Below are 15,781 nucleotides of genomic sequence, written 5' to 3'. Positions count from 1 at the left end.
CACGCAGCAAAAAGCGGATGTTCACCTGAACGGGAACATCCGCTTCCTGGGTGAAGCTTGGAATCGAAGGAAAAGTGCCCCAGGTGGGATTCGAACCCACACTGTCCGCTGTTTGAGAGCGGCCTCTCTAACCAGTTGGAGTACTGGGGCCTTAGAAAGGAAGGAGCAGTGCAACCCCTCGCGCCACCACCTTACCGCAGCTAGGTAGTCTCTTGTCAGCACCACCCCTGCCCGCACCAAGGAGCCCCCGTGACCTCCCCCGAGTCGCCCCAGCCCGTAGACGCGCCCGACGACGACAGGTCGCACGTGCCTCCGCTGACGACCCGTGTCGTCATTGCCGAGGACGAGGCCCTGATCCGGCTGGATCTCAAAGAGATGCTGGAGGAGGAGGGCTACTCGGTCGTCGGGGAGGCCGGTGACGGTGAGCAGGCCATCGAGCTTGCCCGGGAGCACCAGCCGGATCTGGTGATCCTTGACGTGAAGATGCCCAAGCTCGACGGCATCTCCGCCGCGGAGAAGATCGCCGAAGAGGGCATCGCCCCGGTGCTGATGCTCACGGCTTTCTCGCAGCGTGACCTGGTTGAGCGTGCGAGGGACGCCGGTGCGATGGCGTATCTCGTGAAGCCGTTCAGCAAGAGTGACGTCGTGCCGGCGATCGAGATGGCCGTGTCGCGGTTCACGGAGCTGAAGGAGCTGGAGAAGGAGGTCGCGGACCTCACGCTGCGGCTGGAGACCCGGAAGCTGGTGGATCGGGCGAAGTCGATCCTGCAGACGGAGTACGGGCTGACGGAGCCGGCGGCGTTCCGGTGGATCCAGAAGACGTCGATGGACCGGCGTATGTCGATGCAGCAGGTCGCGGAGGCGGTCATTCTGGACGCGGATGAGAAGAAGGCCAACAAGGGCTGAGCTCGACCCGGCATACGACGAAGGCCCGCGCCCCCGGAGAAGTGGGGCGCGGGCCTTCGTCGTATTCGCGAAGCGATTAGTCCTCGCCGAGGTACGCCTTGCGTACCGACTCGTCGTGCAGGAGGTCCTGTCCTGTCCCCGAGAGGACGATCTTGCCGACTTCCATGACGTGGCCGTGGTCCGCCAGGGAGAGGGCCGCCTGGGCGTTCTGCTCGATGAGCAGGATGGTGGTGCCCTGGGACTTGAGTTCCTGGATGGTGGCCATGATCTTCTGCATCATGATCGGTGAGAGGCCCATGGAGGGTTCGTCGAGCATGAGCAGCTTGGGGCGGGACATGAGGGCGCGGCCCATGGCGAGCATCTGCTGTTCGCCGCCGGAGAGGGTGCCTGCGGCCTGCTTGCGGCGTTCGCCCAGGATGGGGAAGAGGTCGTAGGCGCGGGCGATGTCCTTCTCGATGCCGTCCTTGTCGTCGCGGAGGAAGGCGCCGAGGCGGAGGTTGTCCTCGATCGTCATGCGGGGGAAGATGTGCCGGCCTTCGGGGGAGTGGGCCAGTCCCAGTGCGACGATTTTGTGGGCGGGGATCTTGTTCAGCACCTTGCCGTCGAATTTGATCTGGCCGCCGAGGGGTTGGAGCAGGCCGGACAGGGTGCGGAGCGTGGTGGTCTTGCCGGCGCCGTTGGTGCCGATGAGGGTGACGACTTCGCCGGCGTCGACCTTGAAGGAGATGCCCTTGACCGCCTCGATCTTGCCGTAGGCGACCCTGAGGTCTTCGACCTCGAGCAGTGCGGTCACTTCTCGTCTCCTTCTGTGGTGCTGGGCGCCCCGTCGGCCTCTGCGGCTTCGGCCGCTTCTTCGGCGGCTTCGACCTCGGCGGCTTCCTCCGCGCCCGGTGCGCCTTCGAAGGGTGTGCCGAGGTAGGCGGCGATGACGCGTTCGTCGGCCTGGACGACTTCGGCGGGTCCTTCGACGATTTTCTCGCCCTGGACTAGCACGGCGACGCGGTCGCAGAGGTTCATGATGAACCGGATGTCGTGCTCGATGACGAGGACGGCGATGCCCTTGTCGCGGATGGCGAAGATGAGGTCCTCGGCCGCCCGCGTCTCTTGGGGGTTCATGCCGGCGGTGGGTTCGTCCAGCAGAAGCAGGCCGGGCTCGCTCGCCAGCGCGCGGGCGATTTCCAGCTTGCGTTGTTCGCCGTAGGGGAGGTTGCGGGCGAGGTGGTCGGCCTTGGCGGCGAGGCCGGCGAACTCGAGGAGTTCCATGGCCCGTTCGCGGGAGGTTTCCTCGGCCTTCTTGAAGCTGGGCAGGCGAAGCAGTGCCGACCAGAGGCCTTCGTTGGTGCGGGTGTGGCGTCCGACGAGCACGTTTTCCAGGACGGTCATGTTGGCGAAGAGCCGGATGTTCTGGAAGGTGCGGGCGATGCCGGCCTGGGTGACCAGGTGGGGTTTGGGCGGGAGGACGGTCCCCTTGTAGGAGACGGTTCCGGTGGTGGGGACGTAGAGGCCGGTGAGGCAGTTGAAGAAGGTTGTTTTTCCGGCGCCGTTGGGGCCGATGAGTCCGACGATTTCGCCGCTGTTGACGGTGAGGTCGACGGAGCGTACGGCGGTGAGGCCGCCGAACTGCATGGTGACGCCGGTGGCGTCGAGGACCGTGGTGGTCGTGGTGGTCGTGGTGGTGGTCATCGAGGTCACGCCCCTGCCTTGGCGACGCCGGTGGCGGTCTCGGGCAGGCCCTTGTCGTCGGGTACGTCGAGCTGTCCGGTCTCGTGGAATTCGAGCTGCTTCCTGCGGTCGGCGACGAGGCCTTCGGGGCGGAAGCGCATGAGGAACATGAGCGCGAGGCCGAAGAGGAGCAGCTGGTATTCCGCCATGAACTGGAGTTTGGCGGGGATGAGGTAGAGCAGTGCGGCGCCCACGAGCGGCCCGCTGATGGTGCCCATTCCGCCGAGGATGACGGCTGCGAGCAGGAAGGCCGAGTTGGGCGGCACGGAGCCGGCGAACTGGTACTGCTCGGGGGTGACGCTGTAGGAGACGTGTGCCTGGACGGTGCCGGCGAGGCCGGCGAGGGAGGCGCCGAGGGCGAAGGCGAGGAGTTTGAGGCGGAAGCCGTTGATGCCCATGGCGGTCGCGGCGGTTTCGTCCTCGCGGATGGCGACCCAGGCGCGGCCGATGCGGGAGTCGGCGGAGCGTCGGAAGACGGTGACGATGACGGCGGTGAACAGCAGCATCAGCAGGTAGTAGTTGCCGGGGCGTGTCAGTTCGTGGCCGAGGACGTTGTGGGGGAGTCCGAGGTTGAATCCGAAGATCTCCAGGTCGGGGATGTTCGGGATGCCGGTGGAGCCGTTGGTGACGTCGGGGCCGCTGTTGCCGTTCAGGTTGTTCATGGTGATGCGGAAGATCTCGCCGAAGCCGAGGGTGACGATGGCGAGGTAGTCGCCGCGCAGCCGCAGGGTCGGGGCGCCGATGACGACGCCGAAGATCAGTGAGGCGAGGGCGCCGGTGAGGGCCGCTGCCCAGAAGGGGAAGTGGACGCCGATGGTCGACTGGGGGGAGCCGGAGACCAGGGCGGCGGCGTAGGCGCCGACGCCGAGGAAGGCGACGTATCCGAGGTCGAGGAGGCCGGCGAGGCCGACGACGACGTTGAGGCCCAGGGCGACGGTGGCGAAGATGAGGATGTTGGCGCCGATGAGGGCGAACTGGTCGTTGGTCTGGGTGAAGGGGAAGCAGATCGCGGCGGCGAAGGCGGCTGCGAGGGTGACGGTGCGGTGCTTGGCGGTGAGTGCGGAGAGTTGCTTGAGGAGTCCTGCGCGGTTGAGGGCGGTGAAGCCGAAGGCCGCGATGATGAGGAAGCCGATGAACAGCTCGGAGTACTCGGTGCCGATGCCGTAGGCGAAGACGTACAGGCCGGCGCCGAAGCCTGCCGCGATGATGAGGATTTCGGCCCAGGAGGGGAGGTCCTTGGCGCGGCCGGGGTCGGGGGCGGTGAGGGCGTGGCGGATGCGGCCCCAGGTGTTGGGTGTGGGGTCGCCGGCGTCGTGGGGCTGGTCGGCGGGGAGGCCGAGGGCGCCGATGACGGCGATGAGGGCGCCGATGCCGGAGACCCAGGCGCCGGGTTCGAGGTTGACGAGGCCGCCGAGTTCCTGGGCGATGGCGCCGATGGCGTAGCCGGTGGTGCCGAGGACGCCGAGGGTGAGCAGGAGGACGGGGCTGTTGGTGCCGCCGGGGGTGAGCCATCCGAGGCCCTTGATGCCGTACCCGGAGAGGGTGAAGAGCAGGGTGAGGATGGTGCCGGCGAGGGTGAGGACCTGCAGGCCGCCGGGGTAGCCGGTGACGGTGAGGTTGCCGGGGAAGTCCTCGGTCCAGGTCCAGGCGAGGAAGGTGCCGGCGAGGGCGACGGCGGTGCCGGCGAGGGTGACGATGCGTGCCACGGCCGGGGGGAGCGGAATCAGTGGAGTCGCTTCGTTGGTGGGCGACTTGGTGATGTCCGTGTTCTTCTGGGTGGGGATGTTGGTGGTCATCGCTATCACGCCCGATCCGCGACGCGTTCGCCGAGCAGGCCCTGTGGCCTGAACAGCAGGACGAGGATGAGGAGGGCGAACGCCCACACGTCCTTCCAGGCGCCGCCGCCGAAGAGGTCCATGCCGGGGATGTCGCCGATGTAGCCGGTGGCGAGGGATTCGGCGACGCCGAGGACGATGCCGCCGAGCATGGCGCCGTAGATGTTGCCGATGCCGCCGAGGACGGCTGCGGTGAAGGCCTTGAGGCCCATGAGGAAGCCCATGCGGAAGCCGACCTGGCCGTTCTTGAGGCCGTAGGCGACGGCGGCGATGGCGGCGAACGCGGCACCGATGGCGAAGGCCATGACGATGATGCGGTCGGTGTTGATGCCCATCAGCTTGGCGGTGTCGGGGTCCTGGGCGGTGGCCTGCATGCCGCGGCCGGAGCGGGTCTTGGTGACGAAGAAGCCGAGGGCGACCATGCAGAGGGGGGCGGCGATGAGGACGAAGAGGTCGCCGCGCTGGACGTTGGCGCCGAGGACGTCGATGGGGCCGCCGTCGAACTGGGGGAAGGGGCGGTCCTTCTTCGCGTCGGGGTACCACATCCATACGGCCTGCTGGAGGACGATGGAGAGGCCGATGGCGGTGATGAGGGGTGCCAGTCGCGGGGCGGTGCGCAGGGGCCGGTAGGCGAAGCGCTCGGCTGCGGTGGCGACGGCGACGGAGACGATGACGCCGCCGAGGATCATGAGCGGGATGGCGGCGCCGAGGGCGAAGCCGTCGGGGAGGGTGAGCCAGACGGTGAGGGCCCCGAAACCCCCGACCATGAAGATCTCGCCGTGGGCGAAGTTGATGAGCTGAACGATGCCGTAGACCATCGTGTAACCGATCGCGATGAGACCGTACATCGCGCCGAGGATGAGTCCATTGGCCAGCTGTTGCGGCAGTTCGTGCACCGCAGGGCCTCCGTGGAGTGGTTCGGATATGGCGCCGCGCGGGAGCGCTGGTGGGCACTCCCGCGCGGCCTGGGATCAATGTGTGCGGTGGGGAGGGTGTGTTGCTCGGCCTTCGTTCAGCTGACGTTGGGTGCGGCGCTGTACTCGGGCGCCCACGCGTTGCTCTTGACCTTGTAGGCGGTCATCATGTGGTTCGTGGTGTCGCCGAACTCGTCGAACGAGACGGTGCCGGTGACGCCGTCGAACTTGACCTTGGCCATGGCGTCCAGGACGGCCTTGCGGCCGTCGGACGGGACCTTGCCGTCGTTGCCCTCGACCGCGATCTTGACGGCCTCGATGATGGCCCAGGTCGCGTCGTAGGTGAGGCCGCCGTAGGCCTCGTAGGCGTCCTTGTAGCCGGCGTTCTTGTAGTTGGCGATGAACTCCTTGGCGGAGGGGAGCTCTTCGACGGGCTTGCCGACGGAGGTGGCGAGGTCGCCTTCGGCCTTCTTGTTGAGCTTGGGGAACTCGCCGGAGTAGATGCCGTCGCCGCCCATGAGCGGGATGTTCTGGCCGCTGTCCTTGAGCTGCTGGCTCAGGGGGGCGGCGGCGGGGTATTCGCCGCCGTAGTAGAGGGCGTCGGCGCCGGTCTTCTTGATCTTGGCTACGACGGCGTTGAAGTCACGGTCGTCGGGGTTGACGTGGTCGCTGCCGACGATCTTGCCACCGAGCTTGGTGAAGTTCGTCTTGAAGGAGGCGGCGAGGCCCGCGCCGTAGGTCTTCTGGTCGTCGATCAGGTAGACCTTCTTCTTGCCGGCCTTCTGGTAGAGGTACTCGGCGGCGAAGGCACCCTGGATCTCGTCCGTGGTGGCGGTGCGGAAGAAGGTCTTGAACTGGCGGACCGACTTGCCGGTCTTCCAGCCGTCGCCCTGGGTGAGCTCGGTGCCGGTGTTGGCGGGGGAGATCTGGGTGAGGCCTGCGTCGTTGAGCGGCTTCTGCATCTGCTGGGAGACGCCGGAGTTCAGCGGGCCGACGACGCCGAGGACGTCCTTGTCGCTGATGAACTTCTGGGCGTTCTGCTGGCCGACGGAGGGCTGGGCCTGGTCGTCGGTGGCCTCGATCTTGAACTCGATGCCCTTGACGAACTCCTGCTTGTTGGCGGTCTTCGCGGCGAGGTCGGCGGAGTTCTTGATGCCGAGGCCAAGCGCGGACAGGTCGCCGGTGAGCGGGGCGTCGACGCCGATCACGACGGTGGTCTTGTCTCCGCTGCTGCTCTTGCCGTCGTCGTCACGCGACCCACAGGCGGTGAGTGTCAGCGATCCCGCCGCGAGTGCGGCGGTGATGGCGATGATCGAACGTTGACGCACGAATCAGGTCCTTTCCCTGGCACGGCGGTCCCCCCTGGAACGCGCCGAGTCGAGCGCTGGGGCCGAATTGACTTCGAATCCGATGGCGCGGTGACTGGGCGTGACTCTAAGCGCGGGTGGGGAAGGTGGAGGAGTGTCTGGCCAAGGCTGTGACGCTCTTGTTATGACACGACGTAATGCAGAGCGGTACTCAGTGGGTGGATGCGTGGAATTCCGGCCGATTCGCCCCGTCCACATAGTGAGAACCCGCAGGACGTGCGCTGGCTATTTCAGCAGTGTTTCCCGGTTTTGGTAGTGACGGGAAGTCGTTGCTGCAGGCGACTTGAGGGGTCTTCGGGTGTGTGTGGGGAGGGTGCTCGGCCGCAATGGGGCCGGGATCTCCGGGGTTTGCTATTGCGCCTGCATTACGCAGAGTTACGCCAGGGAAAGGGGGAGCGGCGTTTGCTGACAAAGCCCCGCGTTCCGGGGCATGCCGGAAGCGGGGCTCGGGTTGTCGGGTCGACGGGTCGTCAGTTCGCCTTCTTGATGTGTGCCTCGTCGCTGGGGTTCACGTCTCGCAGTACGCAGGTCAGGCGGGCGCTGCACACGCGCTTGCCGATCTCGTCGCTGACCACGATCTCGTACGTCGCCGTGGTGCGCCCCCGGTGGACGGGTGTGGCGACGCCGGTGACGAGGCCGGAGCGGACGCCGCGGTGGTGGGTGCAGTTCAGGTCGACGCCGACGGCGATCTTGGAGCTGCCGGCGTGCAGCATCGAGCCGATCGACCCGAGGGTCTCGGCGAGCGCGGCGGACGCGCCCCCGTGCAGCAGCCCGTAGGGCTGGGTGTTGCCCTCCACCGGCATCGTCCCGACGACCCGCTCCGCCGAGGCCTCGACGATCTCCACGCCCATGCGCGTCCCGAGGTGGCCCGCGGAGAACAGGGCCTGGAGGTCGACGCCGAGCGCCGCGTACTCGTCGATGACCTCCGGCGGGAACTTAACGAACTGCTGCTCGCCCATGGGGCCGGGTCTCCATTCGTCGGGAGCGGTCGGGCCGGGCGGCCCCACCGACTGAGCAAACGCTCAGTCGGTGGTCGATTGTTCCAGACGCACGACGACGGACTTACTGGCCGGGGTGTTGCTGGTGTCGGCGGTGGAGTCGAGCGGGACGAGGACGTTGGTCTCCGGGTAGTACGCGGCCGCGCAGCCCCGCGCGGTCGGGTAGTGCACGACGCGGAAGCCCGGCGCCCGCCGCTCCACGCCGTCCCGCCACTCGCTGACCAGGTCGACGTACGAGCCGTCCGCGAGCCGCAGCGCACGGGCGTCCTCGGGGTTCACCAGCACCACCCGGCGGCCGTTCTTGATGCCCCGGTAGCGGTCGTCCAGGCCGTAGATCGTGGTGTTGTACTGGTCGTGCGAGCGCAGCGTCTGCAGCAGCAGCCGTCCCTCGGGCAGCTCGGGGTACTCCACCGACGCGGCCGTGAAGTTGGCCTTGCCGGTGGCCGTCGGGAAGCGGCGCTCGTCGCGGGGGGCGTGGGGGAGGGTGAAGCCGCCGGGGCGGGCCGCGCGCGCGTTGAAGTCCTCGAAGCCGGGGACCACGCGCGCGATGCGGTCGCGGATCGTCGCGTAGTCCTTCTCGAACTCCTCCCACGGCACCTTGCTGTCCGCGCCGAGCACCCGGCGCGCCAGTCGGCAGACGATGGCGGGCTCGGACAGCAGATGCGGGCTCGCCGGGTCCAGGCGGCCCCGCGAGGCGTGCACCATGCCCATGGAGTCCTCGACGGTCACGAACTGCTCGCCGCCGCTCTGGAGGTCGCGCTCGGTGCGGCCGAGGGTGGGCAGGATCAGGGCACGCGCGCCGGTGACGGTGTGCGAGCGGTTGAGCTTCGTCGACACGTGCACGGTGAGCCGTGCGCGCCGCATGGCGGCCTCGGTGACGTCGGTGTCGGGCGAGGCGGAGACGAAGTTGCCGCCCATGGCGAAGAACACCTTCGCCTCGCCGTCGCGCAGGGCGCGGATGGCCCGTACGACGTCGTAGCCGTGCTCCCGCGGGGGTGCGAAGCCGAACTCCTTCTCCAGGGCGTCCAGGAAGGCGGGGGCGGGCCGTTCGAAGATGCCCATCGTGCGGTCGCCCTGCACGTTGGAGTGGCCGCGCACCGGGCACACGCCCGCGCCGGGGCGGCCGATGTTGCCGCGCAGGAGCAGGAAGTTGACCACTTCGCGGATGGTGGGCACGGAGTGCTTGTGCTGGGTGAGGCCCATCGCCCAGCACACGATGGTGCGCTGCGAGGCGAGGACCATGCGCAGGGCTTCCTCGATGTCCTGGCGGGGGAGGCCGGTCGCCGCGAGTGTCTCGTCCCAGTCGGCGGCGCGGGCGGCTTCGGCGAACTCCTCGTAGGCGTGGGTGTGTTCGCGCACGAACTCCTCGTCGACGGCGCCCTTGGTGTCGAGGATCAGCTTGTTGAGGAGGCGGAAGAGGGCCTGGTCGCCGCCGATGCGGATCTGCAGGAACAGGTCGGTGAGGGCGGCGCCCTTGATCATGCCCTGCGGGGTCTGCGGGTTCTTGAAGCGCTCCAGGCCCGCCTCGGGCAGCGGGTTCACGCTGATGATCCGCGCGCCGTTCGCCTTGGCCTTCTCCAGGGCCGACAGCATGCGCGGATGGTTCGTGCCGGGGTTCTGGCCGGCGACGATGATCAGGTCGGCCTTGTAGAGGTCCTCGAGCAGGACGCTGCCCTTGCCGACGCCGATCGTCTCCGAGAGGGCCGAGCCGGACGACTCGTGGCACATGTTGGAGCAGTCGGGCAGGTTGTTGGTGCCGAGCTCCCGCGCGAACAGCTGGTAGAGGAACGCGGCCTCGTTGCTGGTGCGTCCCGAGGTGTAGAAGACGGCCTCGTCGGGGGAGCCGAGGGCGGTGATCTCCTCGCCGATGATGTCGAAGGCGCGCTCCCAGGTCACCGGCTCGTAGTGGTCTCCCCCTTCGGGGAGGTACACGGGGTGGGTGAGGCGGCCCTGCTGGCCCAGCCAGTAGCCGCTTCGGCCGGCGAGGTCGGTGACGGGGTGTGCGGCGAAGAACTCCGGGGTGACCCGGCGTAGGGTGGCCTCCTCGGCGACCGCCTTCGCGCCGTTCTCGCAGAACTCCGCCTTGTGCCGGTGGTCCGGCTCCGGCCAGGCGCAGCCCGGGCAGTCGAAGCCGTCCTTCTGGTTGACCCGCAGCAGCGTCAGCGCCGTGCGCTTCACACCCATCTGCTGCTGGGCCATGCGCAGGGTGTGCCCGATGGCCGGCAGCCCCGCCGCCGCGTGCTTCGGCTCGGCGATCTGCGGTGCGTCCTGCACCGGATCGCTCTTGGGTGGCTTGGTGGCCATCGGGCACTCTCCTTCACGCACACATGTGAGGTAGGGCCTCGATCCTCGCACGTGGCAGTGACAGCGAGTGCTTCCGGACCGGTGCAGTAGTGACGGCGACTGCTTGCGGACCGGTGCAGTAGTGACAGCGACTGCTTGCGGACCGGTGCCGTAGTGACAGCGACTGTTTGCGGACCGGTGCGCGGGGCGTGAGCGAGCGGGGTGCCACCTGGCGCGGGCCGCGGGGGCGGGGCAAAACCAGTCGTTCTCCTCGTTCGCCGACCATAGGATCATGACGTGATCCTGACATTCGTGTTACCGGGTGCGTCGGCCCTCGCCGCGGCGCTGTGGTGGTGCCGCAGGAACCTGGTGGTCGTCACCGTCGAGGGCATGAGCATGGCGCCCGCGATGGCACACGGTGACCGCCTCCTCGTCAGGCGAAGGCGGCTGCACCACGTCAGAGTCGGCGACGTCGTGGTACTGGAACCCCCGCTGACGGGCCCCTACCGCACGGCGGCGACAGCCGGTGCCGACGGCCGGATCTGGAACGTGAAACGGGTCGCCGCGCTGCCCGGTGACCCTCTGCCGTCCGGGGTGCCCGGCGACCGGCAGGTGGAACCCGGAACCCTGGCGGTGCTCGGCGACAACCGCCTCGACAGCATCGACTCCCGTCAGCGTGGGCCGTTCCCGGCCGGCAGCCTGATGGGGATCGTGATCCGCAGACTCTCCCCCCGATGAGGTTCCGGCTCCTCGGACCGCTGGAGATCCAGGCCGGCGGACGCCGCGTCCCGGTCGCGGCGGACAAGCAGCGCACGGTCGCCGCCGCCCTGCTGGCCGCCCGCGGCCGGGCGGTCCCGGTCGCCGCCCTGGTCAACGAGATCTGGGGCGAACACGTGCCGGCCTCCGCGGTACCCAACCTCCGCACCTACGTCATGCGGCTGCGGCGCGGCGACGAGGAGCTCGCCGCGCGCCTGACGACCGCGCCGACCGGCTACCTCCTGCGCGTGGAACCGGACGAACTCGACGTGCGCGTCTTCGAGGAGGCCACGCGGCAAGGACGCGAGGCGATGGCCGAAGGGGACGCTTGTACCGCCGTCTCGGCGTTCGACCACGCCCTGGCCCAGTGGCGGGGCGGAGCACTCGAGGACGTCCGCCTCGGTCCCGCCCTGAACGAACTCGCCCAAGCCCTCGCGGAGCAGTTCGCGCGGACGGTCGAGGACCACGCCACCGCCGCTCTCGCGCTCGGCGACCACCGGGAGGTCGTGGACCGGCTCCGCCCGTTCGTCGAGCGCCATCCCCTGCGCGAACGCGCCCACGCGCGGCTGATGCTGGCGCTCTACCGCTGCGGAGACGTCCACGGCGCGATCCGTGTCTTCCAGCGGGCGCGTGAGGTCCTGCGCGAGGAACTCGGCGTCGACCCGGGCGGCGAACTGCGCGGCCTCCTCCAGTCGATCGTCTCGCGCGCCCCCGAACTCGACACCCCGCGGCCCGGACCCGCCGCGGCCGTGAGCCGGCCCGTCCCACGGCAACTGCCGCCCGGCCCGACGGTCTTCGTGGGCCGGTCCGCGGAGCTCGGCCGCACGGCGGCGGCACTGCGCGCGGACACGGGGCCGGCCGTCGTGGCGATCCACGGGCCCGCCGGCATCGGCAAGTCCGCGCTGGCACTGCGCGCCGCCCATGCCGTCGCCGACCACTTCCCCGACGGGCAGCTGTACGCCGACCTCCAGGGCGCGCGCTCGGGCCTGCGGCCGCTGCCCTCCCGCGCAGTGCTCGGCCGGTTCCTGCGCGCCCTGGGAGTCGACCGGCACCGGCTGCCGAAGTCCGAGGCGGAGGCCGCCGCGCTGCTGCAGTCGCTGCTCGCCGAACGACGTGTCCTGGTGCTCCTGGACAACGCGGCCGACCCGTCGCAGGTACGGCCGCTGCTACCGGCCGGCCCGGGATGCGCGACCGTCGTCACCAGCCGGTCGGTGCTCTGCACACTGGACGCCGAACAGGTCGGGCTCGGTGAACTCGGCCACGCGGACGTCGTACGGGCCCTGGCCCTGCAGGCGGGCGAGGCCAGGGTCGCGCGGGAACCGGAGGCGCTCGGCGCGGTCGCCAGGGCCTGCGGGGGCCACGCCCTGGCCGTGCGGATCGTGGGCGCGCGGCTCACCGAACGCCCCGACCTGCCGATCGCCCGCCTCGGGGAGCGGCTGGAGCGGCGACGACTGGCGGAATGGTGCTCGGGCGACCTGGACCTGCGTGCCTGCTTCGCGGCCAGCTACGAGACGCTGTCCGACACGGCGGCCACGGCGCTGCGTCTCCTCGCCGCGCGGCGGTCCGCCGACCTGGATGTCGGACGCGTCGCGGTCCTGCTCGGCAGCGACGCCCCGACCGCGGAGGCCGCCCTGGACGAACTGGTGCGTGCCCGTCTGCTGGACGCCGTCGGCGAACGGCGTTTCCGCATGCACCGGTTGGTCCGGCTGTACGCGACGGAACTGCCGTCCGGGGATCCCCGGACGACCCGTACAGCCGCGTTCGCGTACGGTGTATGAGCCGGTGTATGGGCCGTTCGTATGTTCGGGGCGTTCGTAGTCGTCGACAGAAGGGGACCCACATGAACGTCCTGATGGACAAGGTGCTCGACCGCATCGTGCCGAAGGCCACGGCGAGTGCCGACACCTCGTACTACAAGTACTGCGGCCCGTGCGGATACATCAAGATCTTCGACGCCGTCGGGCGTCTGAAGAAGCTGTGCCACGTGGTGGGCGGCACCTCCGGCTGCGGGCCGTGCGACACGTTCGACATCGGCTGCTGATAGGTGACCTACCTGTTCCTCGGGTGCCGCGCGCTGCTTCTCGTGGTCTTCCTCGTCGCCGTGACGGGGAAGGTCCGCAGTCGCGCGGCGTTCGCCGAATTCGCTTCGTCCGTGGTCGCCCTGCGGCTGCTGTCCCGGAGAGCGTCCAGGGCGGCCGCCGCGGCGGTCGTCGGCACCGAACTCGTCGCCTCCGTGCTGCTCGCGGTCCCCGCCACCGCGCTCGCCGGGTTCGTCGTGGCGACCGGTCTGCTCCTGGCGTTCGTGACGGGCATCGTCATGGCGCTGCGCGGCGGCCGGGCCGTCCCGTGCCGGTGCTTCGGCGCCTCCTCCGCCCCGCTCGGCCCGGTCCACGTCGTGCGCAACCTGGCCCTCACCGCCGTCGGCCTCGTCGGCCTCGTTGCGGGCCTGACGTCGTCCGCCTGGCCCCCGCACACGGGCGGCGTCGCCGTCACGGCGGCGACGGCGGCGATCGGTGCCCTCATCCTCATCCGCTTTGACGACCTGGCCTTTCTCTTCACCGACCCAAAGCGAGACTCGCCCTCATGATCTTCCTCATTGCCGCAGTGGTGCTGGTCGGCCTGCTCTGTGTGTTCGACCTGCTGCTGACCCTCGCCGTGCTGCGCAGACTCCGTGAACACTCCGACGAGCTGGGCAGGCTGGGCGTCAGGCCGAACCTGGAGACGCAGATGTACGACCCGCAGGTCCTGGTGGGCACGAAGGCCCCCGACCTCGCGGGCGCGTCGGGCGTCCGGCTCGTGGCGTTCCTCGACGCCTACTGCGACAGCTGCCATGAGCACGCCGCCGAGTTCGTGGAGACCGCCCGCGCCCACGACGACGTCCTGGCCATCGTGTCCGGCGAGGGCCGGCAGGCCGACGAGCTTTCCGCGCTCGTGGGCCCCGGCATCCCCGTGGTGCGGGGGGAGGAGGCGCAGACACGCGTCCTGGCCATCGGCCTCAAGGCGTTCCCGACGTTCCTCCTCGTCGGCGCCGACGGCACGATCGTCCAGGCGGTCACCGAGCCCGGCGCCCTGGCCCGGCCGGTGCCGACGACATGACCGGGTGGCGGGAGATCCTGCGGCTGGTCAAAGTCGCCGCGGTCGTGTGCTGGCGGGCGGGGCGCGCCCGCTGCCTGGCCTACCTCGTGGCCACGGTGATCGGCGGGCTGCTGCCGACCGGCACGGCGTGGCTGACCAAGTTCGTCGTCGACGACCTCACGTCCGGGCGGACGGCGGGCGCCCTGCGCTGGGCGGTCGCGCTCGCCGCGCTCGGACTGGCCACGGGGCTCCTGCCCTACCTGACGCGCTTCGTCAGAAGCGAACTGGACCGGCGCATCGACCGCCTCATGCAGGACGAGCTCTACACCGCGCTGAACGGGCTGCACGGGCTGGCGCGCTTCGAGGACCCCGCCTTCCGCAACGACCTGTCGATGGCGTCGCAGGGGGCCGGTTCGGTGGCCGGCACCACCGCGGGCCTGTTCGACACCGCGCGCAACATCATCACCATCGCCAGCCTGCTGGCCACGCTGTTCGCGATGAGCCCGACGATGGCGGTCCTGGTCGCCGTCGCCGCCGTGCCCGCGCTCCTGGGCCACCTGGCACTGACCCGCGGACGCGTCTCCATGCTCGCCACCATCTCCCCTGCCACCCGGCGGCAGATCTTCTACTCGTCGCTGATCTGCGACCTCACGGCGGTGCAGGAGACCCGCCTGTTCGGCCTCGGCGGCTTCCTCAAGGGCCGCATGCTGGACGAGTTGACCGTCATGCACGCCGGCGAGCGACGCATCGACCGCAAGGAGTTCCGCACGCACGGGCTACTCGCGCTGCTGTCCACCACGGTCTCCGGCGGAGGACTGGTGTGGGCCGTCGCGGCGGCCGCCGACGGCGCCCTGACCGTCGGTGCCGTCATGGCCTTCGTCGCCGCCGTGGCCGGAGCGCAGGGAGCGCTGGTCGGCCTCGCGACCGGCCTGGCGAGCTCGTACCAGTCGCTGCTGCTGTTCCGCTACCACCAGAAGATCGTCGCCACCCCCGACGACCTCCCCGCCGCCACCGCCACCGCGCTCGCGCCCCTGCGCAAGGGGATCGAACTGCGCGACGTGTGGTTCCGCTACGACGAGAGCCACCCCTGGGTGCTGCGCGGACTCGACCTCTTCCTCCCCCACGGTTCGTCGGTGGCGCTCGTCGGACTCAACGGAGCGGGCAAGAGCACCCTGATCAAGCTGCTGTGCCGCTTCTACGACCCCACCCGCGGCGCCATCCTCTGGGACGGCGTCGACATCAGAGCGCTCCCGCCGACGGAGCTGCGCCGCCGGATGACCGTCCTGTTCCAGGACTTCATGCGCTACGACCTCACCGCCTCCGAGAACATCGGGATCGGTGACCTCGACCGGCTGACCGACACGGCTCGCATCGCGGACGCCGCCCGGCTGGCCGACATCGACACCAAGCTCCGCGAACTGCCGCACGGCTACGACACCCTCCTCAGCCGGATCTTCTTCGACCAGGACGACGAGGGCGACCCGCACGCCGGTGTCGTGCTGTCCGGCGGCCAGTGGCAGCGCGTCGCGCTGGCGCGCACCCTCCTGCGCGGGGACAGCGACCTGCTCATCCTCGACGAGCCGAGCGCGGGCCTCGACGCCGAGGCGGAGCACGAGATCCACCGCCGGCTGAACAGGCACCGCGCGGGCCGCACCAGCCTGCTGGTCTCCCACCGCCTCGGAGCGGTCCGCCAGGCGGACACCATCGTCGTCCTGGACGACGGACACATACGGGAACAGGGGACCCACGAGGAACTCATGGCCGCCGAAGGACAGTACGCCCGCCTGTTCGCCCTCCAGGCCCAGGGGTACCGCGCGTCGGACCCTTCCGAGAGTGAGCCCGCGCCGGCGACGTCCTGACCTGGTGGTCAGCCCGGTGCGCCCGTGCGTGCCACCGGCGGTGTGCCCGACTGTCAGTGGGCCGTG

14 protein-coding genes and 1 tRNA gene are annotated in these 15,781 nt (G+C 69.6%); 7 read left to right on the top strand and 8 right to left on the bottom strand.

Features of this window, described 5'->3' with window-relative positions; all coding sequences use genetic code 11:
* Window positions 1–75: 75 nt before the first annotated feature.
* Window positions 76–150: transfer RNA gene (locus ACFYWX_RS14310), tRNA-Leu, on the bottom strand.
* 99 nt (window positions 151–249) lie between these two features.
* Here ACFYWX_RS14310 and ACFYWX_RS14305 point away from each other — a divergent pair.
* Window positions 250–906, top strand: coding sequence for an ANTAR domain-containing response regulator (locus ACFYWX_RS14305; RefSeq protein WP_389424289.1), 657 nt, complete (start codon window positions 250–252; stop codon window positions 904–906).
* A 76-nt stretch (window positions 907–982) separates the two neighbouring features.
* Here the strand turns inward: ACFYWX_RS14305 and ACFYWX_RS14300 are convergent, their stop codons facing one another.
* The 7 genes from ACFYWX_RS14300 to ACFYWX_RS14270 all read right to left on the bottom strand — a co-directional run bounded on the left by ACFYWX_RS14300 (window position 983) and on the right by ACFYWX_RS14270 (window position 10,046).
* Window positions 983–1,699 carry an ABC transporter ATP-binding protein gene (locus tag ACFYWX_RS14300; protein WP_037668703.1) on the bottom strand — a complete coding sequence of 239 codons (717 nt, stop codon included), beginning with the start codon at window positions 1,697–1,699 and terminating at the stop codon, window positions 983–985.
* Complete coding sequence (locus tag ACFYWX_RS14295) at window positions 1,696–2,589, bottom strand: ABC transporter ATP-binding protein (RefSeq protein WP_389424288.1); 894 nt, start codon at window positions 2,587–2,589, stop codon at window positions 1,696–1,698. Before ACFYWX_RS14295 ends, ACFYWX_RS14300 begins: the two co-directional genes overlap by 4 nt.
* A 5-nt stretch (window positions 2,590–2,594) precedes the next feature.
* Window positions 2,595–4,424 (bottom strand): branched-chain amino acid ABC transporter permease, encoded by a 1,830-nt coding sequence (locus ACFYWX_RS14290; RefSeq protein WP_389424287.1) that lies wholly within the window; start codon window positions 4,422–4,424, stop codon window positions 2,595–2,597.
* 5 nt (window positions 4,425–4,429) lie between these two features.
* Window positions 4,430–5,359 (bottom strand): branched-chain amino acid ABC transporter permease, encoded by a 930-nt coding sequence (locus ACFYWX_RS14285; protein WP_389424286.1) that lies wholly within the window; start codon window positions 5,357–5,359, stop codon window positions 4,430–4,432.
* 116 nt (window positions 5,360–5,475) lie between these two features.
* Window positions 5,476–6,705 carry a branched-chain amino acid ABC transporter substrate-binding protein gene (locus tag ACFYWX_RS14280; RefSeq protein WP_389424285.1) on the bottom strand — a complete coding sequence of 410 codons (1,230 nt, stop codon included), beginning with the start codon at window positions 6,703–6,705 and terminating at the stop codon, window positions 5,476–5,478.
* Window positions 6,706–7,214: 509 nt separating this feature from the next.
* On the bottom strand, window positions 7,215–7,703 hold the full coding sequence (locus ACFYWX_RS14275; RefSeq protein ID WP_389424284.1) for a hotdog fold thioesterase: 489 nt from the start codon (window positions 7,701–7,703) through the stop codon (window positions 7,215–7,217).
* Window positions 7,704–7,766: 63 nt separating this feature from the next.
* A complete protein-coding gene (locus ACFYWX_RS14270) occupies window positions 7,767–10,046 on the bottom strand; it encodes an FdhF/YdeP family oxidoreductase (RefSeq protein ID WP_389424283.1) in 2,280 nt (759 codons plus the stop codon).
* Between the two features lie 276 nt (window positions 10,047–10,322).
* Here ACFYWX_RS14270 and ACFYWX_RS14265 point away from each other — a divergent pair, with 276 nt between their 5' ends.
* From ACFYWX_RS14265 to ACFYWX_RS14240, 6 genes are all read left to right on the top strand, one after another.
* Window positions 10,323–10,763: a S26 family signal peptidase gene (locus ACFYWX_RS14265; RefSeq protein ID WP_389424282.1), complete on the top strand. Its 441-nt coding sequence runs from the start codon at window positions 10,323–10,325 to the stop codon at window positions 10,761–10,763.
* Window positions 10,760–12,559: a BTAD domain-containing putative transcriptional regulator gene (locus ACFYWX_RS14260; protein WP_389424281.1), complete on the top strand. Its 1,800-nt coding sequence runs from the start codon at window positions 10,760–10,762 to the stop codon at window positions 12,557–12,559. The genes ACFYWX_RS14265 and ACFYWX_RS14260 overlap by 4 nt, the downstream gene beginning before the upstream one ends.
* A gap of 62 nt (window positions 12,560–12,621) precedes the next feature.
* A complete protein-coding gene (locus ACFYWX_RS14255) occupies window positions 12,622–12,822 on the top strand; it encodes a hypothetical protein (protein WP_389424280.1) in 201 nt (66 codons plus the stop codon).
* Window positions 12,823–12,825: 3 nt separating this feature from the next.
* The gene (locus tag ACFYWX_RS14250; RefSeq protein ID WP_389424279.1) at window positions 12,826–13,368 is read left to right on the top strand and encodes a MauE/DoxX family redox-associated membrane protein; all 543 of its coding nucleotides are present in this window, start codon (window positions 12,826–12,828) and stop codon (window positions 13,366–13,368) included.
* On the top strand, window positions 13,365–13,877 hold the full coding sequence (locus ACFYWX_RS14245; protein ID WP_389424278.1) for a hypothetical protein: 513 nt from the start codon (window positions 13,365–13,367) through the stop codon (window positions 13,875–13,877). Before ACFYWX_RS14250 ends, ACFYWX_RS14245 begins: the two co-directional genes overlap by 4 nt.
* Window positions 13,874–15,715, top strand: coding sequence for an ABC transporter ATP-binding protein (locus ACFYWX_RS14240; protein ID WP_389424277.1), 1,842 nt, complete (start codon window positions 13,874–13,876; stop codon window positions 15,713–15,715). The genes ACFYWX_RS14245 and ACFYWX_RS14240 overlap by 4 nt, the downstream gene beginning before the upstream one ends.
* The last annotated feature ends 66 nt before the right edge of the window (window positions 15,716–15,781 follow it).

The sequence above is a fragment of the Streptomyces sp. NPDC002888 genome, assembly GCF_042888465.1.
Lineage (GTDB): Bacteria > Actinomycetota > Actinomycetes > Streptomycetales > Streptomycetaceae > Streptomyces.
The sequence above is the reverse complement of the archived record's forward strand: the minus strand, read 5'-3'. Positions and strand labels throughout refer to the sequence as shown.